24 protein-coding genes are annotated in these 25,778 nt (G+C 56.8%); 15 read left to right on the top strand and 9 right to left on the bottom strand.

The annotated features are described in order from the left end of the window. Positions 1–1,071, bottom strand: a complete 1,071-nt coding sequence (locus U5A57_RS39595) for an aromatic ring-hydroxylating dioxygenase subunit alpha (RefSeq protein ID WP_321917593.1) — start codon at positions 1,069–1,071, stop codon at positions 1–3. Positions 1,072–1,362: 291 nt separating this feature from the next. Here U5A57_RS39595 and U5A57_RS39590 point away from each other — a divergent pair, with 291 nt between their 5' ends. Further along, on the top strand, positions 1,363–2,124 hold the full coding sequence (locus U5A57_RS39590; protein ID WP_321917591.1) for an IclR family transcriptional regulator: 762 nt from the start codon (positions 1,363–1,365) through the stop codon (positions 2,122–2,124). Positions 2,125–2,715: 591 nt separating this feature from the next. Here U5A57_RS39590 and U5A57_RS39585 read toward each other — a convergent pair. The 5 genes from U5A57_RS39585 to U5A57_RS39565 all read right to left on the bottom strand — a co-directional run bounded on the left by U5A57_RS39585 (position 2,716) and on the right by U5A57_RS39565 (position 7,810). Further along, positions 2,716–3,072, bottom strand: a complete 357-nt coding sequence (locus U5A57_RS39585) for a hypothetical protein (protein ID WP_321917608.1) — start codon at positions 3,070–3,072, stop codon at positions 2,716–2,718. Next, the gene (locus U5A57_RS39580; protein WP_321917605.1) at positions 2,985–3,425 is read right to left on the bottom strand and encodes a DNA cytosine methyltransferase; all 441 of its coding nucleotides are present in this window, start codon (positions 3,423–3,425) and stop codon (positions 2,985–2,987) included. The genes U5A57_RS39585 and U5A57_RS39580 overlap by 88 nt, the downstream gene beginning before the upstream one ends. Next, positions 3,335–3,673, bottom strand: coding sequence for a DNA cytosine methyltransferase (locus tag U5A57_RS39575; RefSeq protein ID WP_321917603.1), 339 nt, complete (start codon positions 3,671–3,673; stop codon positions 3,335–3,337). Before U5A57_RS39575 ends, U5A57_RS39580 begins: the two co-directional genes overlap by 91 nt. 290 nt (positions 3,674–3,963) lie before the next feature. Then, the gene (locus U5A57_RS39570; protein ID WP_321917590.1) at positions 3,964–5,220 is read right to left on the bottom strand and encodes a helix-turn-helix domain-containing protein; all 1,257 of its coding nucleotides are present in this window, start codon (positions 5,218–5,220) and stop codon (positions 3,964–3,966) included. 1,120 nt (positions 5,221–6,340) lie between these two features. Further along, positions 6,341–7,810, bottom strand: coding sequence for a benzaldehyde dehydrogenase (locus U5A57_RS39565; protein WP_321917588.1), 1,470 nt, complete (start codon positions 7,808–7,810; stop codon positions 6,341–6,343). A gap of 974 nt (positions 7,811–8,784) precedes the next feature. On the opposite strand from U5A57_RS39565, the gene U5A57_RS39560 reads away from it, so the two are divergent. Both U5A57_RS39560 and U5A57_RS39555 read left to right on the top strand, forming a co-directional pair. Continuing rightward, a complete protein-coding gene (locus tag U5A57_RS39560; protein WP_321917586.1) occupies positions 8,785–9,084 on the top strand; it encodes a helix-turn-helix domain-containing protein in 300 nt (99 codons plus the stop codon). 779 nt (positions 9,085–9,863) lie between these two features. Then, positions 9,864–11,210: an aspartate aminotransferase family protein gene (locus U5A57_RS39555; protein WP_321917585.1), complete on the top strand. Its 1,347-nt coding sequence runs from the start codon at positions 9,864–9,866 to the stop codon at positions 11,208–11,210. Positions 11,211–11,379: 169 nt separating this feature from the next. Here U5A57_RS39555 and U5A57_RS39550 read toward each other — a convergent pair whose 3' ends face one another. Next, on the bottom strand, positions 11,380–12,318 hold the full coding sequence (locus U5A57_RS39550) for a LysR family transcriptional regulator (protein ID WP_321917583.1): 939 nt from the start codon (positions 12,316–12,318) through the stop codon (positions 11,380–11,382). A gap of 373 nt (positions 12,319–12,691) precedes the next feature. Between U5A57_RS39550 and U5A57_RS39545 the strand changes: the two genes are divergently transcribed. The 3 genes from U5A57_RS39545 (at position 12,692) to U5A57_RS39535 (ending at position 16,752) form a co-directional block, all read left to right on the top strand. Beyond that, positions 12,692–14,119, top strand: a complete 1,428-nt coding sequence (locus U5A57_RS39545; RefSeq protein WP_321917581.1) for an APC family permease — start codon at positions 12,692–12,694, stop codon at positions 14,117–14,119. Positions 14,120–14,132: 13 nt separating this feature from the next. Beyond that, complete coding sequence (locus tag U5A57_RS39540; protein ID WP_321917579.1) at positions 14,133–15,470, top strand: aspartate aminotransferase family protein; 1,338 nt, start codon at positions 14,133–14,135, stop codon at positions 15,468–15,470. A gap of 157 nt (positions 15,471–15,627) precedes the next feature. Next, positions 15,628–16,752, top strand: a complete 1,125-nt coding sequence (locus U5A57_RS39535; RefSeq protein WP_321917578.1) for a porin — start codon at positions 15,628–15,630, stop codon at positions 16,750–16,752. Between the two features lie 353 nt (positions 16,753–17,105). Here U5A57_RS39535 and U5A57_RS39530 read toward each other — a convergent pair whose 3' ends face one another. After that, complete coding sequence (locus tag U5A57_RS39530; RefSeq protein ID WP_321917576.1) at positions 17,106–17,666, bottom strand: FMN-dependent NADH-azoreductase; 561 nt, start codon at positions 17,664–17,666, stop codon at positions 17,106–17,108. A gap of 81 nt (positions 17,667–17,747) precedes the next feature. Here U5A57_RS39530 and U5A57_RS39525 point away from each other — a divergent pair, with 81 nt between their 5' ends. Both U5A57_RS39525 and U5A57_RS41780 read left to right on the top strand, forming a co-directional pair. Then, on the top strand, positions 17,748–18,167 hold the full coding sequence (locus tag U5A57_RS39525; RefSeq protein ID WP_321847154.1) for a helix-turn-helix domain-containing protein: 420 nt from the start codon (positions 17,748–17,750) through the stop codon (positions 18,165–18,167). A 123-nt stretch (positions 18,168–18,290) separates the two neighbouring features. Then, positions 18,291–18,638 carry a plasmid pRiA4b ORF-3 family protein gene (locus tag U5A57_RS41780; RefSeq protein ID WP_408602550.1) on the top strand — a complete coding sequence of 116 codons (348 nt, stop codon included), beginning with the start codon at positions 18,291–18,293 and terminating at the stop codon, positions 18,636–18,638. Here U5A57_RS41780 and U5A57_RS39520 read toward each other — a convergent pair. Beyond that, entirely contained in the window at positions 18,559–19,038 is a 480-nt protein-coding gene (locus tag U5A57_RS39520; RefSeq protein ID WP_321847160.1) for a MarR family transcriptional regulator, read from the bottom strand. The two genes, U5A57_RS41780 and U5A57_RS39520, sit on opposite strands and share 80 nt — an antisense overlap. Positions 19,039–19,209: 171 nt before the next feature. On the opposite strand from U5A57_RS39520, the gene U5A57_RS39515 reads away from it, so the two are divergent. The 7 genes from U5A57_RS39515 (at position 19,210) to U5A57_RS39490 (ending at position 25,584) form a co-directional block, all read left to right on the top strand. After that, the gene (locus U5A57_RS39515; RefSeq protein WP_321917574.1) at positions 19,210–20,292 is read left to right on the top strand and encodes an aromatic ring-hydroxylating dioxygenase subunit alpha; all 1,083 of its coding nucleotides are present in this window, start codon (positions 19,210–19,212) and stop codon (positions 20,290–20,292) included. Next, the gene (locus tag U5A57_RS39510) at positions 20,289–21,254 is read left to right on the top strand and encodes a PDR/VanB family oxidoreductase (protein ID WP_321917572.1); all 966 of its coding nucleotides are present in this window, start codon (positions 20,289–20,291) and stop codon (positions 21,252–21,254) included. The genes U5A57_RS39515 and U5A57_RS39510 overlap by 4 nt, the downstream gene beginning before the upstream one ends. 128 nt (positions 21,255–21,382) lie before the next feature. Continuing rightward, positions 21,383–22,399: an aromatic ring-hydroxylating dioxygenase subunit alpha gene (locus tag U5A57_RS39505; RefSeq protein WP_321847161.1), complete on the top strand. Its 1,017-nt coding sequence runs from the start codon at positions 21,383–21,385 to the stop codon at positions 22,397–22,399. A gap of 30 nt (positions 22,400–22,429) precedes the next feature. Further along, positions 22,430–23,632: a formaldehyde dehydrogenase, glutathione-independent gene (gene fdhA, locus U5A57_RS39500; RefSeq protein WP_321917571.1), complete on the top strand. Its 1,203-nt coding sequence runs from the start codon at positions 22,430–22,432 to the stop codon at positions 23,630–23,632. A gap of 101 nt (positions 23,633–23,733) precedes the next feature. After that, the gene (locus U5A57_RS39495) at positions 23,734–24,000 is read left to right on the top strand and encodes a hypothetical protein (RefSeq protein WP_321917570.1); all 267 of its coding nucleotides are present in this window, start codon (positions 23,734–23,736) and stop codon (positions 23,998–24,000) included. After that, positions 23,895–24,221 carry a carotenoid oxygenase family protein gene (locus U5A57_RS41775; RefSeq protein WP_415774366.1) on the top strand — a complete coding sequence of 109 codons (327 nt, stop codon included), beginning with the start codon at positions 23,895–23,897 and terminating at the stop codon, positions 24,219–24,221. Before U5A57_RS39495 ends, U5A57_RS41775 begins: the two co-directional genes overlap by 106 nt. Then, positions 24,208–25,584, top strand: a complete 1,377-nt coding sequence (locus tag U5A57_RS39490; protein ID WP_321917569.1) for an aldehyde dehydrogenase family protein — start codon at positions 24,208–24,210, stop codon at positions 25,582–25,584. Before U5A57_RS41775 ends, U5A57_RS39490 begins: the two co-directional genes overlap by 14 nt. The last annotated feature ends 194 nt before the right edge of the window (positions 25,585–25,778 follow it).

Here is a 25,778-nt window from a genome sequence, read left to right as displayed (position 1 = left end):
TCAGTGCCCCCTGTTTGCATCCAAATGCACTTCATCGGGAAGCGACTCTCTACTCTCAGCCCTGATCGCCTGATCCAGCATCCACCTGAATTGTGTGGGTGCTGCGTCCAAACTGCAGGGAAGCATCCTGAAGTCATCAAACCGCTTGAGGTTTTTTTCTTGAGCCGTAATGATCACACGGTCCTCTTCGAATGCGGAAAGAATACTCTCGTGCAGCAACCGCGTAACGTCTTGATTGTCCGGTTCGAATCTCCTCGGCTGCGAGAAGAAATAGTGCGTTGTTCCGTCAGTCTCCGGCGTAACTGCCTGACAGTGGCGAAACTCGATCGCCTGGCTGCGATCCCCTTTTTCTGCGCCAGACCCTGCCGGTGCAAAACCTGAGTCCATCACGAGGACCCCTGGAATGAAAAACTCGTAGTTATTCCAGCGATCCACATTGCCAGCGTGACCGACCAAGGTCCGAACGAACGGCGCCGGTGGTCGATCCATGAACCAGCGGGTAATGTGGAGACTGCGTTCACGCCGATCCACCTTGGATCGCAGTTGCGCGTACTCCTCCGACCCACCCAGAGTAGACGGGTGGACAAAAGACAAATGCGAGAAATCCAGCAAGTTGTCATTGAGGAGGCGGTAGTTCGCTTCATAACGGATGTATCCCGGCGGCGTACACGTCCACCCCGGATCATCCAGCCAATGCGTATCGGGAATAATCGAGGGCTCCGCGTGTTCCGGATTTCCCATCCAGATCCACACCCAGCGATGACGCTCGATCACGGCAAACGAGCGCACGAACGCCGCAGCAGGGATCCGGTCCTGACCCGGAATCTCTACGCATCTCCCTGAACGATCGAATTTGAAGCCGTGATACATGCATCGAACTCCGTTGGCCTCGCGGCGTCCACACGACAACGGCGCACCACGATGACAACAACGATCCACCAGTGCCTGCACCGTGCCTGATTCGTCGCGCCAGAAGACAACTGGCACCCCACAAATCGTCCTCGCGAAAAGCGAGCTTTCAGCGATCTCGTTCGACCACGCAGCTACATACCAGCAATTCCTTATGAACATTTCTCCTCCCGGGACACATTTCGCGTCAGGCACTCACATAAGACTTATAATCTCATTTTTTGATATTTTGGCTGTCATGCTTCGTACTTTCAACGACACTATAGTACATAGAATCTCTATTCTGGATACTTTATCCTACAGAATAACCCTATGAAGGGCGAGATCCGGGGTCCCGAGGCGTGCATCCGCGAGCGCTGGAGTGAGTTGGCTCGTTTCGACTGGTGTCCTGGGTAAAATCTGAGACCGTCACCAAACTGAAATGCGGAACGCCTTGAGCAAGGCCCTACCTCGATGAGCAAGTTGGCAAAGATGATGGATGTTCTTGATCTGTTCACACCCGAGACCCCGTTGATTAGCGTCGAGGAGATGGCCGACCGGCTCGCCATTTCGCGTCCGACCGCGTTTCGGTATGTCAAAGAGCTAAGCAGCGTTGGATTTCTAGGCAAGCTGGGCACTCGCTACGCCCTCGGAGCTCGAGTAATCGAGCTTGAATACCAATTTCGCCAATCAAGTCCGATTCTCAATGCTAGTGCCGAGGTCATGCGAGAGCTGGCGCAAGCGACAGCAAGCGGCGTATTTCTCGCCCACCTGCTAGGGACTACAGTGTTCAACCTCCAGATTGAACCGCCCGAAGCAGCTTCTCTCGTGACGTTTGGCCGAGGCCGGCCACTGCCGATATTGCGTGGCGCGGCCTCCAAAGTGATACTCGCTCACCTGCCGACGACCAGGCTGAAGACGATCTTCGAGCAGCACAGCGATGACATCGATCACATCGCGACTGATTTCGAACAGTTTGCACGTTACTTCCGACACATCAAGAAACGCGGGTACTACGTCTCGAAGGAAGAAGTCAACCAGGGAGTTGTGGGCATCGCCGCGCCCATCTTTGGCGATCGACGTGCAATTCTCGGGAGCTTGGTTTTGGTGTTCGAAGAACGACGGCAAAAGTGGATGGATGAAGCTGGCTGCGCGGAGCTCGTAATGAGTGCCGCCCGCGAGATTACAGCTCGCATATCCAGTGCAGCGGACGAGGTCATATCAGCTCCCGGCTGATGTTCTCGCTTGACCCCGGCGGTGCTATCTGAAGCAGAACTTTGTGGTGCCGCTCGCAACCACGCTCAAGCAGTCGGTACTAAAGCTGGATGACGCGGGTGCCACGCCTTATTGCACCGCGAAGCAATCCATTCGTTGAGGACTTCGAGCGATTCTCAGCGACGGAACACGGCTTCGTGCCAGATCTGCCGGCGCCGGTCCTACGCGTTTTTCTCGACGATGCCTTTCTCCCCGCCGGCACCGCGGTTGCAGAACTCAGCCTCAAACAGGTAACGGCTGCCCATCGCTTTGAAGCGCGCAATGGGCGCAAGGTAGGGATACCTAATCTCCATGGCAATTGCGTGCGTATGCTCATGGCGTACCTCGACGGTGTTGACATCGACACAGCCGCACCCGCGCGGTGGCATCGGCGCATTTCAGCAGTTCTCCCAACAGCTTTTAGTGTGCGCGTAACTGAGTGCTTCGCCAATCCTTGTCGCCGGCCCAACAACGAGCGCATTGCCATTAGCGTCGCTCGAATCGCGTCCGAGGCTTCCGCATAGTCGGTGAATCCGCGAGGAAAGCCGTTCAGCTCCTCAAGTTCCTCAGGAGTCAGGCGGCGATTACGCCGGAAGCCTCCCTGACCGCGTGCTTCGTCCTCGACGCGGAGGTGCCGCCCTCCGACGTGATGATGGTCCGTGATGGAATGTCCAGAGGGTCGGGGAACGCCATCGCACCTTTCGTATATTCGTACTCAAAGCCGTTCTTGAGGCGAGGAACCCGCTTCACCCCTTTTGCAGCCAACCGCTTCGCTTCATCCTCCGGCTTAATGTAGAAGGCTGTAGGCATAGGCCCTGTCTTGCGGACAACGTCGCCTAGCGTCATCGCGCCTGCCGAACCAGTAAACACGGCGAAATCATCAAAGGCTTTCGGTTTCGCTTGCGCAGTCCACACATCCGTCCCGACCATGAGACCGCTCCGTTCGACAGGGGCCGATAGAACATCTGCTCTTCGAGCGGCTCGTGTCGCATAGCATATGCCGGCGCTCTCACATCACACCCATGAACATGTACCGCCGGAAACGCGCGGCTCAACACAGATTCGCTAAGCCAGCCCTCGCTTCCCTTGTGGAGGCTCAAGACTACTCGGTACGCGAGCGGAGTGGTCACATGATAGGCGACGGTGAAAGTGCGCCACCGGCTCTGCGGAAAGCCGTAGTCCGCCGCGCTCACTACGCGCCATTCTGCTGCATAGCCCATGCCGCAGAGTGTTGACAGTACCATGGCGAAGTCTCGTCCGGGGCAACTCGCCGGAAATGAAATGAGATGGTCAATGTTCTCGAGGACGATGTACGGCACGGGCTTCCGTCTTCGAGGCGTTGCCACAGTAGCTCGGATATTGACCACCAAAGCTTGCCCTGCGTGCGTTCAATACCGCGAGCCAACGAGAGCGGTTTGGCCACGGAGTGGTCCTGGCAAGGAAACCCGCCGACCACAACGTCAGGTCGAGCCTCTCGAATTGCCGCGCGCCCTGCTTCCGAATTGAGCACCTCGGCAATGTCTTGATTCAGGTGAGCACCATCTTGCCAGTGTGCCCGATAAATCTCACTCGCATACTGTCTTTTGCGAACGGGTTCCCACTGGTTGCTGAGATTCGGGCCAAAATAGATCCACTCTTAGTGCTCCGCTTGGCGGAACCGGCGCTCGTTTACAGCGGGAGCGCGCGAATTTTCGCGACGGCCCCTCAAAGGCTTAGTCCAGCAGACCGGACAGCCCAATGCATCTGTACGCGTCTCCATTGAATACAAATGCTGACGCTACCCGCGTCCCGGGCACGTGCCCCTTGCAGGCAGAGCGTCAATCAGCTCTCGCCGGCAGATTGAGCGACTACCGAGAATTCGTCCGATCCAGTCGACATACCAACATCACGCAATTGGCGTAGGCGCGCGTACACGGTAGTACGCGAGATCCGCAATTGCCGCGCCACCGCGGCGACGTTACCTCTGTGCTCACACATGGCTTGCTGGATTGCGACAAGCATGTGTTCTTCCAAGCTTGCTCCCGCTTGCTGTGCGCCATGCGAAGCGTTGACGGTCTGCCCAGATTCGGCCTCGACGCCTTGGACTTCGAAATTTGTATTCATGCGACGCGCTGTGCTGCGATTAAGCGGCGCGCGCGCATATTGGACCCACAGGTGACTGCCATCCGCACGCGCAATACGTTGTGGGCCGCGCTGTGGGGTCAGTATACGGGTCTGCAAGGCAGGCGGCGCCTCGTCGAACACTTCGCGCAGTGTGAGCCGGGTGACGGACGCGCCATGCGGCAACGCGAGGATACGACGCGCCATACGGCTCACGGCGCGCAGTTGGCCATCCTCCTCGACCGCAAGCACACCTGCGAGTGGCGTGGCAAGCCAACGAGGATCGTGCTGCACACGCAGCAGATGGCAACCGCGCAACGTCCCGAACAGACGCTGCTCAGCCGCGAACGCGGCGAGTCGGAACTGCTCCTTCATTTGCGAGAAATCACGCTGACCTGTGCCAGTAATATCAAGCGCGCCGACGACCTCGCCGTGCAGCCCAAAAAGCGGCACCGCAAGGCACGAGACGCGCTCGAACTCAGTGAGGTAGTGCTGGCCGCCAGTTACCGTCGTTTCGGTACCGTCGTGCAACACGCAGCTTGGTGCTGTCGTGCCGATGTGGGATTCCAGAATACGCCGGCCTGCGACAATCGGCAGGATCAGCTGGTCGCCACAACCAGCACTGCGCCGTGCGTGGATGACAGTGCCCTTTGGATTCACGCAGAAAATGGTCCAGTCATCGCCACCAAACGCGTCCCAAAGTTGCTCGATTTCATCGACGATGCAGCTAAACAGGCGGCGGTCATCAGCTGTCTCACGCACACTACGTGTACCAATAAGCAATTCGTATTCTGGCGCCTGCCAAGGCACTACGCCGGCGTCGCGCGAGCGTACCCATGAGCGCGCGACAGACTCGGGGAGCAAATTCGGCGTCAATACATCGGGCAATTGCTCGCCGCCGCCAAAGCGCTCGCGGGCTGAATGCAATTGCGCGAGCGCATTGTCGTTCGTGGACTCGGGCGCGGACGTGCGATTCATTCGGGGTCCCGTCATGGCGTTGCGTTGAAAGTAGAAGATCCGCGGCGATGCGCAGTTGGCCCGAAATAACGAGCGACACCGCGCCCTTTTTTTTGTGGTGCCACGCCAACCGTCAGGGTCCTTGGCGTGCGCAGGACGCTTCGATCACCAGAGACTCAAGGATACCGCAGCTCAAGGAAACCGGAGGCACTGCTGACAAACGCGCCAATCGTACCCCGGCCACGCCTCAACCAAGTCCGAAACGGAGAATCGGTTTGAGCGTGACGCCACGCGTACAATCTTCAACGATTTCGTTGAGTTGCTCCAACGGATAGAACTTCACGAGCTTAGCAAACGGGAATCACCTCGGCTGCCAAGGTTCGACGAGCCGGTGAGTGAAGCGCTGCGAAACGCAATCGCCTTCCACTATGCCGCGAATTATCGGCCCACCTAGCAGCAGATTGTTGCTTTCGAGGTGGGCCTTGGTGCGATCTGTAGCCCGCCCACATACTGACTGCGCCCAGCGTGTCACGCGACTAGACGGCGCTCGTACATACCTTAGGATGTCCATTCGATTGCAGTCGCAATTCCAGGCCAGTGCCAGTGAGGCCACAGAAGGCCTCAACAATGTCGATTGCCGCGCAGTTGGCGGTGTGCATTGCGCCCAGTCCCTTCGCGAGTCGAAGCCGCAAAGGACCCGCGACGATTGTCGTCGTGCCCCACGCGCGCCGTCACCACGGGAGACAGTCCCCAAGTGCCCCTGCCGGTCGAGATGCCCCATTCCAGCGGCATGGCGCTGACCGGATGCGCCATAGATCAGCGGGACGTAATCCCAAGGCTTGAGGTTCCTCTCGTTCGGGCCGTCTTGCTCGACGACACCAGTACCTTCGCGCCCCAACGCAGGGTAACGGCGCCGGATAGTATCGATCGCGCACGATAAAGTCCGTATGGCAGAGCTTCGTGGCGACCACACGCATGAGCATCTAAACGTGCTTCCGCCCGCGCAAACATGCCATCTGGATCCAAGCGGTTCCCTTATTAAGTGCAACTGCGGCCGTGACACCGCGACCTGCAGTTGCTACTCATGCCCTCACTCAGCGAATCGTCGATGTGCTTCGGACCGCTCAAGCACCTGTGTCGATCAGATGGGATAGAGCGGGGCTTCACCCTTCAAGGTGAGCCACTGCCACTGCGTGAATTCTTCCCAGTTGGCCGGCCCACCTACGCTGGTACCATTTCCAGACGCGCCCACCCCACCGAATGGGTTAATGACCTCGTCGTTGACGGTCTGGTCATTGATGTGCAGGAGACCCGTGCGCAGGCGTTCGCCCATGCGCAGCCCACGACCTACGTCCGACGTTACGATGGCCATGGAAAGCCCATATTCGGTGTTGTTGGCGAGCGCAATCGCTTCTTCGTCGGTGTCGAAGGGCACAACCACCGCGACCGGCCCGAAGATTTCTTCGTTGAACGCCGGGTTCTGCGCCGTCACGCCGCTCAGCACGGTCGCTTCGAAGAACAGATCGCGGAAGTCGCCGCCCGTCTCGATGCGCGCCCCCGCGTCTGTCGCGGCGGCTAGCACGCGCGCGACGTGATCTCGCTGCCCCGCATTGATGATGGGGCCGAGCGCGACGTCATCGGTAGCCGGATCGCCGACAGTGAGGCTCGCCGCTTTCGCCACGAGCTTTTCCACAAATCGGTCGTAAATCTTGCGCTGCACGAGCACGCGGCCCGTCGCCATGCAGATCTGGCCCTGATGCAGATACGCGCCCCACGCCGTGTTGGCGACGGCGAGATCAAGATCGGCGTCGTCGAGCACGATCAGCGAATTCTTGCCACCGAGTTCGAGCGAAACCTTCTTCAGGTGGCGTCCTGCCGCCTCGCCGACCTTGCGGCCTGCGTTCGTCGACCCAGTGAACTGGATCATCGCAATGTGAGGATCGCTCGTAAGCGCCGCACCTGCCGCGCCGTCACCGGGCAGCACGTGGAGCACGCCCGCTGGCAGGCCAGCAAGTTCGAACAGGCGTGCGATTACAAAGCCGCCGCAGACTGAAGTGCGCGGATCTGGTTTGAGCACGACGGCGTTGCCGAGTGCAAGTGCCGGCGCCACCGCGCGCATCGCCAAATAGAGCGGAAAGTTGAACGGCGAGATGACGCCGACCACACCCAACGGACGGCGGCGAGCGAGCGAGAGGCGGCCGGGTACCGAAGGCAAAACCTCACCTGCGGAGCGAGACGGAAGAGCGCTCGCCTCGTGCAGCGCCTTCACCGTCACCATGGTTTCGAAACCAGCCTTCGCGCGCGTCGATCCGCTTTCGCGCACGATCCAGCCAGCGATCTCGTCGAACGCGTCTTCGGCGAGACGTGCGGCGCGGCGCAATACGGCAGCGCGCTCGTCATAAGGCAGCGCAGCCCAAGCCTGCTGCGCCTCGAACGCAGCCTTCGACGACGCGCCCACGAGTTCGGCGTCAGCCATGCCAATGCTTGCGAGGCGCTTACCGGTGGCGGGTTCCAAAACGTCGGCAACCGATGTGCCGTCCTGCCATACGCCTGTGAAGAGACGCCGATGCCAGTTGTCGTTGTCGAAAAGGCGTGCGGAAGTACCGGTCATGCTGAGTCCTTTCTGTATTTGGCGAAAGCCGTGTTGGAGTACGTCAACGACGCTTGCCGACGTACGCATCTAGGCACGCTACCAAAAGAAGGGTGAGCGCCGCCATCGGGAATTGTTCGCGCCCCCAGATTGCCCATATTTACAGCGTCAAGCTCAGAAAAGCGTTCAGCTATTGAACAGTGAGCGAATTGACGCGCGCTGCGTGAACGCGCAGACGAAGCAGGAGCGTGTGGAAGTCAGGATCGCGAGTCCGGAGCAATTCCGCGCTGCGGCGAGTGCGCGCCAGAACAGGACTGTGCCTTTGTGTCGATTTGAGACGGTTCATATGTCGTTCCCAACGCCGCAAAACGTGATTTGCGGCCCTCGAACTTACGCACAATCCTGCTTGAGGAACACGTGCTAAGTGTGAGTAGACCACGTAGTAAATGACCGACACCGCAGTAGGCATTTCGCGGTTCGTGGCAAAATCGACAGTTGAAAAGGGCACGGGCATGCACATCGATCAAGCATGGCGAGGTCTTCTCGCATACGGGGTAAATGCCTGTTTCGACGACCGACGTCTCGAGAATCACCATGTATTGCAACGCGGCATTTGTCGACGGAAACGAATATTCTCGTCACGAACTGCTCGGGCGGCCCACGACATTGTCCGTCGCCCCAAGATGCCCGCTGAAGGACATCGGCATGTTGAAGAACGGCGCAAACGATGGACTCCACTCGATCCAGGCGCGTAATTTGCCGAATATCGACGCAAGTCCCATGGTTACGTACCTGTCCTTCCGAACACGGGCCTTCCCGAGAACAGGCATTGCTCGCCTAGACATTGTATTCGGCCTCGCGAAATGCGTGGAAGCACGGTCGGCTAAAGATAAGCGGTAGTTCAAAGGCGGCGACCAGTCGGACCGAGGTGGTTGCTAGATGACGCCCACCCAAATCGGTGGGCACCTATTAATGTAAGAGTCCCAGAGCCACTGGTGGTCACGTCCGGCTGCAATGGCAACGAACACCGCAGTTCGTCCTCACAGCGGATGCTGACGCTTACCCTCAAGGCACTAGAGCAGGATGGGTTGGTGAGCCGAACCATGTACCCGAGCATTCCACCGCGCGTGGACTACGAGCTGACTGACTTGGGCCGCAGCCTTATGGAGCCGCTGCACACGCTGTACGAATGGGCAAAAGAGCACGGCGATGAGATGGCCGCGGCGCGGCAAATCTACGAAGCAAAGTCTGCGGAGCGCGCTGCCGTGCACGCGGCGCGGTTCTCGCCGAAATAGTGCGGGTACCATTCCACCGGGCGACGGTCTCGTCGCCTGCGGACTCGGGACGCGCGAGCTGCGTCCCTGCCCCGCGCTTCGTTCAACTGCAAAGGTATTAACACACCATATAACCAACCAGTACGAGAACAAGGAAAATGCCCTTCCCGACTCGGTTTGCAATCCCGGCAGACAAGAAGGCCCACAAGAAGGGTGACGAGTCACGGTATCTCTGATACCGCCGACAAGGCCGGCGTGTCCCGGTCAGGGTTGCTACCGACAAAGTCGCCCTGCTCGCAGCCGTACTCGACCAACGCGAAAGCGAGGAACGCGAGTTCCTATTCGGCGATGGTACGGTCCCGATGTGTTGGGCTGCCTTCGACTCGCTGATCTCCGTTGCGGCCCGTAACGAGACCCGACCAGACTCGGTTCGCGTGTTTGTGATCCTGGCCGCCGAATCCATACAGACTACCATCTAACGCAACCTGGACATCAAGCCATGATCGCCGTATCCATGGGCATGCACTGTCGCCCAAAGGTTGTCGCCGACGTTCAGTGGACGACACGCAGCGTTGATGTACACGCGAAAGACATTCCTCTTGCGACTCACGGAAACGGGCGCAAATCGCCATGCTTCGATGGCCTTCGAGACTTCTTTTTTTTCCAATCTCAGATATCGATTGATTGATCATAGATTCGATGTTGACGCGCAAATGTTTACGGAAATAATATAGTTAACCAATTCTCTACGCAAACTACCCAGCGCATCAAGCGTTTCAATTATTTAAGGCCGCAACATCATGAAGCTTAACTACGCACAATCAATTGATAACTTCTCTAACTCATTTCATCTCTCTAAAACAAAAAACCAACAAGGTAAAGACCATATCCCGGGTGGATTCAGCCGACGGACATTTGGATATGGACCACATGCGATCTTCGTCGAGAAAGGTGACGCACAGTATATTCAAACGATAGAAGGCCATAAATTACTCGACTTGAACAACAACTTCTCGACCAATGTCTTGGGGCATAATCACCCCGAAATCGTGAAGGCGATGCAAGCTATGCTCGAGACCGGTTTCTCTTTTGGCAATCCGACGGACGCCGAATTAGATCTTGCCAAAATCCTGTGTGAACGCATCGAATCCGTGGAACAGGTCAAGTTTTTCTGCTCCGCGAGCGAAGCATGTCTGGGCGCCATCCGAATTGCACGGGGTTATACGGGTCGAAAAGGAATCGCAAAATTCGAGGGAGGTTACCACGGCTTTACTGACGACCTCGCGATTTCCGCACATCCCAATCCGGACAACTTCCCCGGCCCCTCGTCTAACCCCAAATCCCTGCCCGATTCGGACGGAATCCCGTCCTACAAGAGTGAGCACGTCGTCGTGCTCACCCAGAATGACTTTGAATCTTGCGAAAGGATTCTTCGCGATAACGCGAAAAATATAGCCTGCCTCATCATGGAGTTGCAGTCGTGCGCTGGTGGTATCGTCGAACTCCAAAAGGACTTCGTACATAAGCTTCGCGCGCTCACAACAGAACTGGGCATTCTGCTAATTTTTGATGAAACGATCACGTTGCGTGCCGCGTACGGCGGCCTCCAGAACGTGTATCAAGTAAAACCTGACCTCACCGTCCTCGGTAAAATGATCGGCGGTGGTCTTCCGATCGGCGCTGTTGGAGGAACTCGCGAAATCTACCGTGTGGTGGAAGACAATCAGGTCATGATCTCTGGCACCCATCATGGCCATCCGCTGGCTTGCGCCGCAGGGACTGCGTGCCTCAAGGCGATGGATATCAAAGCCTATCAGCGGCTCAACGACTTGGCCGCAAAGATCAAGGAAGAGCTCAATGCCTGGGCCGAGAAATCCGGGTTCCCGTTTGTCGTCTTCGGTTCCTTCTCGGTATTGGGCTACGCTTTCACCAAACAAGCCGGCGAGCAAATCACGACCCATCGTGATTACTGGCACAAGATTGATGAGAACAGCATGAACGTCTACGCGCTCGAAATGGCGACTCGCGGCTACTTCCCTGTGCATCGTGGTCAGATTGGACTGACGCTGCCGATGACGGATGAGGATATCGACGGTTACATTTCAACGACTAAAGATATCATCCGCCAAATTTATTCCGACGATTAATTGAATTTTAGCGCTGCGTCTTGGAAGTTAAATATCTGATTCAAAAACGCGCGAACAATTTGATCGGGGTACGGTACGTTGCCCCGATTCCGGGAGAGAGAGCGAAGTCGGGAGCGAAATCGACCACGGATGCGTGCGCCGATTTCAGTGCAATTCTCGATGAACACAACTATCTTTTTGTTGGCAAATCGTCGACATCGCGGCGTGCCTCTGGAATTTGAGAGAGAGAGGCATCGAGAGTCTGTATAACGCATTCGCGCAACGATTTCGCCGCCGCGTTTCGATTACCCTTCAATGTCACCAGTGCTAGCGTGCTGCGCGGCGCGTCTTCCAACGGGACATAACGAACGCCAGGGTGAGAGAAAATTCGAGTAGCAGTTAACGGAAACGTATCAAAGGCACCGCCGTACGCTACCGCAGCGAGGCTCTCGGGCACTGACTGAACGAAAGCACCGATTCGACTCGGTTCATGACGTTCCGACGCCAGACTCCAATAAGACGCCCACTCTGAGGGCGCCCCTGCGGCCGCGACCGCAAAGGGTTGGTCGAAAAGATCGGCGGCCTGAAGCCTTGACGCGTGCGCAAGTGGGTGATTTGCAGGGACGACTACGACGCGTGGCTCGTCGTACATCACGTCAATTTCGAGGCGCTCATCATCGACTGGCAGCCTCATAAGAGCGGCGTCAACGCGCCCGCTGATCAGAGCCTGCACCTGATTGGTCATAGTCAGTTCGGTACACACCAGCCGGATGCCCGGATTCACACGCCGGAACAGACTGAGGATGAGGTGTGTGAGCTCGCCCGCAGCGTCGCCGAAGAAGCCCAGCTTCAGAATACCGCGACTCTTCTCCGCTATAGCGCGACACTCGACAATCGTATTTGACATCTCGCCGAGCAACTGACGAGCGCGTTCGATAAAACCTTTCCCCGCTTCAGTAACGATCACCCGGCGATTAGTTCGCTCGAACAGGCTAAAGCCAAGCTCGGACTCCAATTTTGCGATCTGCGCACTGAGCCCCGACTGGGCAATATTTTCGATCTCGGCCGCTTTGCCAAAATGTAAGGTTTCGGCGAGACGAATCGCCAACAAAAGCTGTCGTGTGTCCATCGAACTCATCCCTCCACGGACCCCGAACGCGCAATATTACAACCAGGGCCGGTACAACTGCGAGGATTCCGGCAGCGAGCGGTGTCCACTGACGATTGGGCTGGCTCCACTGTGCGGACGACGTATTGTGCAATCGCATAGATCCTCACTTCATACGCCTATCGTACCAAAGCCTTCTAGAAACGAGTAACGCATAATTGGGGGCGGATTATCGGGCTAAGCAAGCGGGCTCCGGAAATGCAACTTCCCGAGCCTTCTTGTGATCGGAAATTTCGATTGATTGATCAGCGATTTCGCATTGCTGGACAGAATATGCGAGCCAATAATCAGCTACCACGAAACGCATAAATCGCTACCAGCCCGGAGGAGCATCATGGAACAAGACCAGCCGACGAATCAGCTAAAGGCTGCATCGCTCGGAATTGCCGATATTGTGTTTTTCGTCGTCGCAGCAGCTGCACCGCTCGGCGCGACATTGGGAGCAGGGCCTGCTGTTTTTTCGATGGTAGGGAGTGGCGCCCCCACCTTGTACTTGCTGGCAGCTGGCGTCCTTCTATTATTCGCTATCGGCTTTGCCGCAATGAGCAGGTACATCGTAAGCGCGGGTGGGTTTGCCGAGCTTGTCAAGCGCGGCCTTGGCATTCGCGCGGGCCATGCTGCTGCCGGTGTTGCGCTCCTCGCCTACGTTTGCATGCTCATTGGCATTTACGCCCAATTCGCTGCCTTTGGCGCCGATACGATCAAGGAGTTCACCGCGGTCGCGATTGACTGGCGGCTGCTCGCAATAGCTGCGGTTCTTTTGACCGGCGTGCTCGGCTACATGGATATCGATCTTTCGGCAAAAGTGCTCGGTGTGCTGATGGTGCTTGAGGTTCTGATCCTCTTTATCTTCGACGTCGCCGTCCTCATAAAGACTGATTTCCACACTTCCACCCTGCAGGTTTTTGCGTTGTCGACACTGAGGGGGCCAGGCGTGGGAACGGCACTCATGTTCGCGTTCTCCTGCTTTGTCGGCTTCGAATCGACCACGATTTACGGCGAAGAAGCGCGAAATCCTCAACGGACGATCCCTTGGGCAACCTACATTGCAATCGGTTTGATCGGGCTGTTCTACACGCTCACGATGTGGTGCCTTTCACTCGCCTATTCAGGTCAGGACGTCCAGCATGAGGCGACTGCCAATCCCATCACGTTTGTGTTCAGCGCCAATACCCAGTTTGTCGGCGAGTGGTCAACCCAGTTGATGCAGATCCTCGTCCTCACTAGCGTCTTTGCCGTATTGCTCTCATTCCATAACGCACTCTGCCGTTATCTGTTCGCTCTCGCCCGCGGGCGCTTCCTTCCCGCGCGTTTGAGCAAAATCCATCGTCGTCACGGCAGTCCGTTCGTCGCCAGCGTTGTTCTGACGTTTTGCTGCGCAGCAATCCTCGCTGGATTCATGTTGCGCAACGCTGACCCTGTGCAGGTGATCTTTATGTGGATGGTCGCGCTTGGAACACTTGGGGTCCTCGTTCTCCAAACTCTTGGCGCGGTCGGTGTCATTGGCTTCTTTTCTCGGATTCACGAGCGCCCCGTCTGGCAAGGCGTAGTGGCTCCCGTGCTGGGTGCTTTGGGCCTCCTGGCGGTCGTGATCGTCGCCGTAACCAACTTCGGTGCACTGAGCGGATCCACCGAAGGCATTTCGACGAGACTCCCCTGGCTCGTCTTGATCGCCGCTCTGATTGGGGTGCTCAACGGGTTTCTCCGGCGCGGCACAAACAACACGAACAACGAAATGCTGGGGCAATCCCAATCCAACTGAGGTAGCTGAACCGATGAGAACAGTAGATGAACTGATCGGGCTCGACCGTCGTCACGTCGTACACCCACACTTGCCGCTCACAACCACCAATCGCACCATATTCACCCGTGGGAAAGGATGCAAATTATGGGATGCAGAAGGACGCCAGTATCTCGATGCCACTGGTGGGCTCTGGCTTGCTCAGATTGGCCATGGTCGGGAAGAAATCGCCGAAGTCGCCGCGCGACAGATGAAGCAGTGGGAGTATTTCACCTGCTTCTGGGATTTCACGAACGACAAAGCCATTGAGCTCGTAGAGAGATTGGCTCAAATGGCACCAGGTGACTTGGAAATGAGCTTCTTCACGAGTGGCGGTTCCGAAGGCGACGACGCCGCCATCAAGACCGCCAGGTATTACCACTATATGCGTGGCGAGCGCCGTCGTACATGGATTTTGTCACGCAAGAACGCCTACCACGGCCTCGCATATGGCGGCGGAACGGCCACGGGCTTCGCGGAGATGAACGAGGGTACCGGCCCGGGTCTGCCGCACGTTGCACATCTGACACCACCGCATCCGTATCGCAATTGGTACTTCGATGGTCAAAACATCACTGAATTCTGTGTGGCGGAACTCGAATCGACCATTACCCAAATTGGGCCTGAAAATATTGCCGCAATGATTGCAGAGCCGATCATGGGCGTTGGCGGGATGATTATTCCCCCTGACGACTATTGGCCACGGATGGCGGAAGTCCTGCGCAAGCACGGAATCCTTCTGATTTTCGACGAAGTTGTTACAGCGTTCGGGCGTGCGGGACGGTGGTTTGCTACTGAGCGTTTTGGCGTCTCCCCAGATATCCTCGTGACTGCGAAGGGAATTTCGAGCGGATATATTCCGCTCGGTGCGGTGTTGATGACTCGGGACGTCGCGGACACCGTTAGACAGGGACATGGCTACCCGGTCGGCTACACATACAGTGACCATCCCGTCGCGTGTGCAATCGCTTTGGAAAATCTTCGAATTCTCAATGATGAGGGGCTGGTTGATCGGGCGAACGATACTGGACGCTACATCGCGGAGCAGCTGGCGACTTTACTCAAACACCCCAACATAGGCGAGATTCGCCAAATGGGCCTTGGCATCGCACTCGAGCTTGTGGTCGACAAGGAGACACGCCGCCCTCTGCCAGACGCCGCCTCGAGAATTCCGGACATTATCCGCGACGAAACCGGCGTGATTGTCCGGATAAGCAGTGCGCAAAACCTTGTCCTTTCACCACCGCTGACTTTTTCCCGCGATGAGGCGGATCAGGCGGTCGAAGCAGTTAGCCGCGTCCTCATGCGTCTGAAGCCTGACGGCACGGTTTAAGCGCACGCACCTACACAGCTTCAGGCATCCGCAATTTCGTCTGCCGATTCTAGCATGCATCTTCCTAGGGTGCGTGTGATATATGCTCGCGCGTCAAATCATTGCCGAGATTTTCGTTAAAAAAGACTGTCATAAAAAAGGACATGGAGATTATCCAATGAAACGAATCAGTATGCTTTTCGGGGTAGCGGCACTTTGTACCGTTTGCAGCGCTCGCGCACAATCAACCATGACGCTGTATGGCGTACTAGACAACTCTATCCAGTACGTTCACAACAACGGCGGATCAAATAACTCACTATCGCTTCAGAGCAGCCAAATGCAACCATCCGTTTGGGGCTTGAAGGGATCGGAGGATCTGGGTGGTGGACTGTCCACTCTTTTTACTCTCGAGAGTCAGATCGACCTGAATAACGGTGCACTGGCGACAGACGGACTGTTCAATAGGCAAGCATATGTCGGGCTCAAGAGCGATACGTACGGGACGGTAACGTTTGGCCATCAGCTAGACGGACTTTTCGATCTCCTCATGCCAGTACAAGGGAACTACTTTCTCGAATACTTCACGTCACCGGGCGACGTTGACCTCGCTGACGGAACACTCAAAATCATTAACGCAGTCAAGTGGTTAAGCCCAAACTGGGGAGGGTTGCAGACCGCACTTCAATACGGCTTCGGTAATGTGGCGGGTGCGCTCGGCTCGGGCCAGTCATATAGTGCTGCGCTAAACTACTCAGTCGGATCGCTTATTCTCGCGGGAGGGTATTTTCACGCTGACAATGGAAACGAAAGGTATTCGGCTCGCGGTGAATCGAGCGCTAACGGAGGATTCTTCAGTCCCGTGAACCGCGCGTATGCTACTGCCAGTCGATATAACATTGCTCGCGCGGGGGCAGCATATGCAGCCGGTCCATTGACGTTCGGCGCATATTACAGCTACGTGGAATACCTTGCAGATGCCGATTCGACTTTCCTCAACAGCGAACGATTTAACAATGCATCCACTTTCGTTGCGTGGCAGACAACGCCAGAGGTCACGCTCGAAGTTGGATACAACTTTATGAAGTCACATGGTGATTCGTCGGCAACCTATCATCAAGTGACATTCGCCGCTGACTATGCCCTGTCGAAACGCACCGACCTGTACTTCTCAGCTGGGTATGGCCACGCTTCGGGCACCAACGGTGAAGGCCCGGCTCAAGCGGTCATCGCCGACAGCTATACCTCCGGCGGCACGAGTTCACAAGAGATCGCAATTGTCGGCGTTCGACACCGCTTTTAGGAACATCACGACTAGGGATTAAACTGTTGCCCCCTTGTTGACTTCGCAATACAGGAACCGAGGCGATCCAGCTACCGACGACGTCGCGCTCGGACCCATCATCAATGCGGGGCAGCGCGATCACATCGCGCGCGTGCTGGCCGCCGCAACAGACGCGGGGGGCGCGCATTGAGACGGGTGAAAGGAGGCGACCAGTCGGACCGAGGTGGTTGCTAGATGACGCCCACCCAAATCGGTGGGCACCTATTAATTTGAGCGTCCCAGAGCCACTGGTGGTCTGGTCCGGCTGTAATGGCAACGAACACCGCTCATCCTGCCGTGCAGGATCTGCGAGCCGAGCAGAGCTCTGGAATTCATTCTGCCTCCAGTGCCGATGCGGCGGCCAGAGCCGCCTCTAGCGCACGATGCCGCAGTTCGTCCCCCATTGCCGTTCCCTCGGCACGGATGAATTCCACATCCGATATGCCCAAGAAAGCGAAGTAGCTTTGCAGATGGCTTTCCTGGTGATCCATGGCCGCAATCGGAGAAGGCGCTGTGTAGAAGCCGCCGCGGGTGGAGGCAACAATGATGCGCTTACCACCGCACAGCCCGCCCTGCACCCCGGTCTCAGTGTAGTAAAAGGTTCTTCCAGCCACGACCAATCGGTCCATCCAGGCTTTCAACTGGCTGGGTACTCCCAGGTTGTACATCGGTGCGCCGATCACCACGACATCTGCGGCCAAGAACTCTTCAAGCGTCACGCTTCCCGCGGCGGGGGCAACGGCTAGGTGCTCCACCGGTTCGGCGGCCAGGTCATGGTAGATCACGACAGCGTCGGGATTGGCCTCTCGCAGGCGGCGGACGATGGCCGCGGTCAATTGGCGGCTCACGGACTGTTGACCGGCGATGCTGGAATCAATATGTAGAAGCTTCATGGGCTAATCCTGTAAGTAACGGACAAAATGTTCGTGCCGTCATGTTAGATTCGACGAGGAATTGCACAAGGAGGCACTTTTATGAGCGATACGAACACAGATGTTCGCGGCCACGACCACCCGGTCTGTGCCTCGGTCGTAGATGTTTTGGCTCGAATTGGCGACAAATGGACGGTCATGGTCGTAGGTACGCTGAGCGAAGGTCCGCTGCGATACAACGAGCTCCAGCGTCAGGTGGGCCGCATTTCACAGCGGATGCTGACGCTTACCCTCAAGGCACTAGAGCAGGATGGGTTGGTGAGCCGAACCATGTACCCGAGCATTCCACCGCGCGTGGACTACGAGCTGACTGACTTGGGCCGCAGCCTTATGGAGCCGCTGCACACGCTGTACGAATGGGCAAAAGAGCACGGCGATGAGATGGCCGCGGCGCGGCAAATCTACGAAGCAAAGTCTGCGGAGCGCGCTGCCGTGCACGCGGCGCGGTTCTCGCCGAAATAGTGCGGGAAACGACATACCGAAAATCTAAATTTCTTTAGCCGTGAACGGTAAGGAGACCGCGCCAAAGCGGGGGCGAAATCGGGTGACAGCGAGTATGGCCGCAAGGAAGTTAATATTGGGTCAATGGACTCCGCCTCTTCCGATGCGCCTTCCGTCCTCCAGTTGCGAATCAGTCTGCGCGGGGTGAGCCCGCCGGTCTGGCGGCGACTTCTGATTCCCGAGCAGGTCACGAGTGCGCAACTGCATCGTGTGATGCAACTCGCCATGGGCTGGAGCGACGAACACCTGCACCGGTTCATCATCCGCGGATGGAGTTACGGTGGACATCGTGACGGCACGTTGCAGTTCTTGACGGCCCAGACACCCTGTCGTTGGCCGCGTTTGACCGGCTTTACGCGCCGCTATCAACGCGCAACGGTGCTCGGCTCTGCTCGTTGTTCAAATGAACGAATTTGCGCAGCAGCCGGATAAAATCTTCAGAATCTTCCTCCCCCATACCCTCGAACAATCCAGCGCGGAGCTCTTGTACCGCAGGCCGAAACTTGTTCAGCAACTTTTCCCCTGCCGGCGTGAGGAGGAGTTTTCTCTGTCGACGGGGCAAAACCTCGCGCAGAATCCAGCCTTTCGCCTCCATTCGTGCAGCCATCTCTGCCGTCGTCGACGTATCGAGTGCAACCCTCTGTGCGAGAGTGACCTGGTCCAAGCCAGGCGATTCATAAAGCATGCGTAACACCGCGTACTGAACCGGCGTTACTTCGCGCCCTAATTTCTCATGGAACATCGCAACAGCGATTTGATGCGCACGGCGTATCAAATGTCCCGGCTCCTCATAGAGGTCCAGGCTGGACGCTACTTCGTTAGCGACGCTCATGTTTTCCTCAGTTGAAATCATCGCACGCGTGTAAAAGCGCTCGTATTGCGGGAAAACCAGTATACCGCGCGACTTGCGTGTATGGCCATCAATGAGTACACTGAATGTCATTCAGTGTACGGAATATTACTTCCAAACGTCAGAATTCAAGTCCCCCCATGGAGACGTAAATTGTTTTTGAAGAATGCCTGGTATGTTGCCTGCACGCCAGACGAGATTGGTGAGGCCAAGCCCCTCGGCCGGAAGATCTGCGGTGAATCAATGGTGTTCTATCGAGCTGCGGACGGCATCGCGACCGCGCTTGAAGACTTCTGCCCTCACCGAGGTGCCCCGCTGTCACTCGGTTTCGTACGAGACGGCACGCTCGTGTGCGGGTACCACGGTCTTGAAATGGGGTGCACCGGCAAGACTTCTGGCATGCCGGGTCAGCGCGTCAGCGGTTTTCCAACTATCCGCAGCTACCCTGTTATCGAGAAATACGGCTTCGTGTGGGTGTGGCCCGGTGACCGCGACGAGGCGGACCCCGCAAAGCTGCTCCATCTCCCGTGGGCGGACGATCCCGCATGGGCACACGGCGGCGGCCTGTATCACATCCGCTGTGACTACAGGTTGATGATTGACAACCTCATGGACCTGACGCACGAAACTTACGTCCACGCTAGCAGCATTGGCCAAAAGGAAATCGACGAAGCAGCCCCGAAAACGACAAGCTCTGGCGATGAAGTTATCACAAGCCGTTTCATGCAGAACATCATGGCCCCGCCTTTCTGGCGGCTCGCGCTACGAGGAAACGGGTTGGACGACGACGTTCCAGTCGACCGTTGGCAAATTTGCCGCTTCACCCCTCCCAGCCACGTGATGATTGAGGTGGGCGTTGCCCATGCCGGTCACGGCGGCTACGAAGCCCCGGCCGAATTCAAGGCATCCTCCATCGTGGTTGATTTCATCACTCCGGAGACCGAATCGTCGATTTGGTACTTCTGGGGCATGGCAAGAAACTTCCGTCCGGAAGACAAGGACCTGACTGCATCCATCAGGGAAGGCCAAGGCAAGATTTTTGCCGAAGACCTCGAAATGCTTGAACAGCAACAGCGAAATCTCGATGCCTGGCCGGAGCGCGCGCTGCTGAAGCTGAACATCGATGCCGGGGGAGTGCTTTCTCGCAAAGTCATCGACCGCCTACTCGCCGAAGAGCTCAAGGCAAATTCGCAAAAGAAGGTGATCCCGATTGAAAGGGTGTCGGAGCGGTCATGAACACAGCAACTCTCGACGTTAAGGTTTCGCGCAAATGGACTGAAGTGCAGGGCATTTGCGGATTTGAACTGACAGCAATCAACGGAGCAAGTCTCCCTTCGTTCAGCGCAGGGGCGCACATTGACGTGCATCTCCCTGACGGGCTGGTTCGGCAGTATTCGTTGTGCAACAACCCGAACGAATCGAACCGGTATCACATCGCTGTGTTGCGTGCGGCAGATGGACGTGGTGGCTCTAAAGCGATACACGACCTTGTCCAGGAAGGTGACAAGGTAAAAATTAGTGAACCGAAAAATCACTTTCCGCTGGCGCATGATGCTGCGCATCATCTCTTGCTTGCCGGGGGAATCGGGATAACGCCAATCCTCTGCATGGCGGAACGTTTGTCGGTGGCGGACGAAAACTTTGAAATGCATTATTGCGCCCGCTCACGAGGCCGGACCGCTTTTGTGTCGCGAATCGACTCCTCCCATTTCGCCCATCGCGTGAAGTTTCACTTTGATGACGGCGACCCCGATCAGGTATTTGACATTGCAAAGACACTTGAGCAGGCGCCCGCCGATAGTCACCTATATGTTTGCGGGCCTCGTGGCTTTATGGACGCAGTATTGGCCGAGGCTCGCAGACAGAATTGGGTCGAGGGCCGACTCCACTATGAGTTCTTTGGAGGAGTCGTAGAGCAATCCGCGGGTGATAAGACGTTCCAGGTGAAACTGGCCAGCAACGGCGTCACCGTCGATGTGGCGCCTGGTTGGACGGTCGTGCAGGCTTTGGCTGAGACAGGAGTCGAGTTGCTCACTTCGTGCGAGCAGGGAGTCTGCGGCACTTGCTTAACCCGAGTTCTTGACGGAACACCGGACCATCGCGATTCCTATTTGACCGACGAAGAAAAAGCCGCCGGTGACCAGTTTATGCCCTGCTGTTCGCGTTCAAAGACTCCAGTCCTAGTGCTGGACCTCTAGGCGAATCGAAGCACTTGGCAAAATCCTGCTCGACGCAATGCGTGAGAAAGGTTTAAGGCCTTAGGAGAAAAGAATTGGAAAACCTTGCGTTAGAGAAGCCTATCACCTTGCACCGAACCGCCTTTCCAATGAATCAGTGGTGGGTGGCGGCCTTCTCATGGGAACTCGATGCCAGGCCTGTTGCTCGGAAAATACTCAACCGCCCGATGGTGTTCTTTCGCCTGCCGACCGGTGAGGTAGGGGCGCTCGAAGACCGCTGCTGCCACAAGGAACTGCCTCTTTCGTGTGGTTCTGTCGAGGCGAAGGGAGTTCGCTGCGGATATCACGGATTGCTGTTCGACCGCCAAGGTACATGCATCGAGATTCCCGGGCAGGAGCGCATCCCCTCGAAAGCTCGCGTGCTGTCTTACCCTGTCGTCGAACGTGACCAGATTGTCTGGGTTTGGGTTGGGGGCAATGCTGCTGGCACGCCATCCTCCGAGCCCCCTTCATATCCGGTTCATTCTGACTCCCGTTATCACTTTGGTGGCGGAAACTACCACTACGAAGCACCCTATCAACTAATTCACGACAATCTGATGGACCTGAGCCATCTGGGCTATGTCCATCTGAAGACCATCGGCGGAAACGCTCCCGTACACATGAACGCGAAAGCTACGGTGAGCACTGACGGAGACACAGTCAAGCTTGTTCGCCAGATGCCAGCCTCCGATCCGCCCCCGACCTACACCGCTGCATGGTCGTTCACAGGGCTGGTCGATCGCTGGCAAGAGATTGAATTCCGCGTCTCGCATATCCGCATCTGGACAGGTGCGCTTGACGCCGACTCTGGAGACATTGACGACCCTGAGCGTGGAGGCTTTCACATGCGCGGCTTCCATGGAATCACACCCGAAACCGACGAAACAACCCACTATTTCTGGACGGTTGCCAGCAACCCTCAAACAGACGTTGAACGGGTCAAACAGACCGTCATCGAGCAAAGCGCTGCGACGTTCGACGAGGACAAGGTTGTGATCGAGGCGCAGTACCGTAATCAGAAGGAGTTCCCCGTTCGTCAGCAGATTGATATTCACGTCGATGTCGGACCCAACCGGGTACGTCGTGTAGTTGAGCGGCTGCTCCGTCAACCAGAGGCTGCGTAAAGGTCAAATCAACAGATTGGAGACAAACTTATGTCGTCGAATCGTGGTGTTGCATATGTAAGCCCAGGGAAAGTGGAAGTTCAGTCAATTCCTTTTCCGACGCTCGCGGACCCAAGAGGCCGCAAGATTGACCATGGGGTCATTCTGAGAGTGGTTTCAACGAACATTTGTGGCTCTGACCAGCATATGGTCCGAGGCCGTACGACCGCGCCCGCCGGCCTCATTCTCGGGCACGAAATCACTGGGGAAGTCATCGAGCTGGGGCGTGACGTTGAAACGCTCCAAAAGGGAGACCTGGTTTCGGTTCCCTTCAATGTCGCGTGCGGCCGCTGCCGGACCTGCAAGGAGCAGCATACCGGCGTATGTCTCACAGTAAATCCGGCGCGAGCGGGCGGCGCATACGGCTACGTCGACATGGGCGACTGGGTTGGCGGCCAAGCGGAATACGTTATGGTGCCATATGCCGACTTCAACCTCCTGCGCTTCCCCGACAAGGAACAAGCGATGGAGAAGATTCGCGACCTGACCTGTCTGTCTGACATCTTGCCAACGGGCTATCACGGCGCGGTTACGGCTGGAGTCGGCCCCGGCAGCACGGTGTACGTGGCGGGCGCCGGTCCCGTCGGTCTTGCGGCCGCCAGTTCCGCAATTCTGCTGGGCGCAGCCGTCGTCATTGTCGGCGACATCAATTCGGCACGACTGGACCATGCCCGGAAGCAGGGTTTCCAGACGGTCAACCTTTCAGATCACGCCAGTCTCGCCGACCAAGTTGCCGAGATCCTGGGGATGCCAGAGGTCGACTGCGCGATTGATGCCGTTGGCTTCGAAGCACGTGGACACGGGCATGACGGCGCGAAGCATGAAGCGCCAGCAACGGTGCTTAACTCCCTCATGGAGATAACGGCGGTCGCAGGGAAAATTGGCATCCCAGGTCTTTACGTGACCGAAGACCCAGGGGCGATAGACACTGCCGCACAGAAAGGTTCCTTGAGTATCCGCTTCGGTTTGGGATGGGCAAAGTCACATAGCTTCTTCACCGGGCAGACCCCGGTCATGAAGTACAACCGCGCCCTCATGCAGGCAATTCTCTGGGACCGCATCAAAATTGCGCAGGCGGTCGGCGTTGAGGTCATCTCGCTGGACGACGCCCCCAATGGCTACTCGCAGTTCGACTCGGGTGCGCCCAAGAAGTTTGTAATCGACCCGCACAACCTCTTCCGGAATGCAGCCTAATCCTTGAGATACGGGACGGTCGTCACTCCCTACGAGGCCGTCCCGGTGCTTGACCTGCATTCCCAAATGCTTTATCAGCAGCAGCTTTGCCCCACACGAAGATGGATACGAAATTGAAGAGCCGTTACTCCCACCATGTCACGCTCCAGGAGAACTACGCGCCAGTAACGGAAGAGCTGACGGTTGTGGACCTTCTTGTTACCTACGGCACCCTGTCAGCAGGACTGCCCGGGACGCTGTACAGGAATGGCCAGAACCTGCAATTTCCGCCGCTGGGTACGCGCCATCACCGCTGGCGTACTTCCACGAACCCGTATTCGTTCCGTGCACAGAGAAGGCCGCAGAAGGAGGCTGGATTGTCACTGTGATGTGCAACCGCGAGAAGGAAATCAGCGAGTTCGCCGTCTTTGACGCTCTTGATGTTTCACATGGCCCCTTGCCAAGGTCGAGCTTCCGAGTCGCATCCCATATGGCTTTCACGGCGGCTGGTTCCCGGTCTAAAAAAAGCCTATGTCAGAACGACCTGAAGAACCTGAAGAACCCTTCAGGTCAACAACCGAAATCAGGACTGCAAAGTGCTTTCTTTTGAAGAAATTTTTGAAAGGCAGAAGGCTTACTTCGCTACGGGACGTACCCGTTGCTTTGAGTGGCGTAAGGCCCAGCTGTCCAGCCTCGAAGCTTTGCTCCGCGAGAATGAGGGTGCATTCTATGAAGCACTGGGGATGGACTTCAAGAAAGCTGCCTTCGAACAGTATATGGAAGTCCACGGTCCTCTTGCGACTATCGCAAATGTATTGCAGAACTTGCAGCAATGGATGGAGCCGGAAACGGCTGAGATCCCCGGAGGGCTCGCGGCGTCGGGGCACCAGGGGAAAATATTCTATGAGCCATACGGCGTCACCCTTGTGATTGGTCCGTTTAACGCACCTCTGATCCTTCTTTTTGAGCCGGTGATTGCTGCACTTTCGGCTGGCAACACGGTCATTGCGAAACCTTCGGAAGCGACCAGCTACACGAGCGAACTCCTGCTTCAACTCGTGCCGAAATACTTCGAGGCTGAAGTGTTTGCGCTCGTGGCCGGCGCAAAGGAGGCTGTTATTGACCTACTTGCTCTTCCGTTTGACTTCATCGCTTTCACTGGTAGCGAGAAGGTAGGAAAGATTGTGATGCGTGCTGCGGCCGAACATCTCACACCGGTACTCCTTGAACTCGGTGGACAAAACTGCGCTGTCGTGGACGAGACTGCGAATATCGAACATGCGGCAACGCAACTAGCATGGGGCGCAACCGCGATTTCTGGGCAGTGGTGCGTCTCGCCGGGATACGTGTTTGTCCATTCGTCCGTCGCGGGCAAGTTCGTACAAGCCTGCAAGACCGCGCTCCTAGAAATGTACGGGAGTGACGCCCGCTCCAGTCCAGACTACAGCCGAATGAAAAGCCCGGACGACGTTCGACGAATTGCGCAGATGACAGCGGGGGCTTCCGTGGCATACGGTGGTCGCTTTGATGTAGCAGACTGCTATATCGAGCCAACCATTATCTATCCGGCAAGACGTGATGAGCCGGCAATGTGTGGCGAGATTTTCGGGCCCGTGCTACCTGTTCTGCCATACGACGACCTTCAGGAGGTGATCCAGTTCATCTCCGCAAAACCGAAAGCGCTGGCCGGCTACATGTTCAGCAACAACGCCGAGAACGTGCAGACGTTTCTTGACGGCGTGTCATTCGGCGGCGGATGTGTGAACAACACAAATATACATTGCTGGCTGGGAGGACTTCCGTTCGGCGGAGTGGGCCCATCTGGCATCGGTAAATACTTCGGAAAACACAGCTTTACAACGTTCTCAAATAGAAAGTCGATGCTGCTCTCGCCGTCGGAGCAACTACTCAAGTCGCTGTATCCGCCTTACTCCCCAGAGAAGCTTGGAGAACTTGGGAGCCTCCTGAGCTAGGAGTCAGGCAAGCGTTGGCCGGTTGCATTGGTAAATATAACAGGTTCCAAGCTATCAGGGTTAGTGGGTCATGGCTGAGTCGGACGCTAACAATTCAAATCGTCAGATTGCCCCCATAGCCGACTAATTAAACACGGAGACGTTGACTTAGCGATATCTAACTGCCTATCACCACGCACAGCACGAGGACGTGC

This window comes from Paraburkholderia sp. J11-2 (assembly GCF_905220185.1).
Lineage (GTDB): Bacteria > Pseudomonadota > Gammaproteobacteria > Burkholderiales > Burkholderiaceae > Paraburkholderia.
The sequence above is the reverse complement of the archived record's forward strand: the minus strand, read 5'-3'. Positions and strand labels throughout refer to the sequence as shown.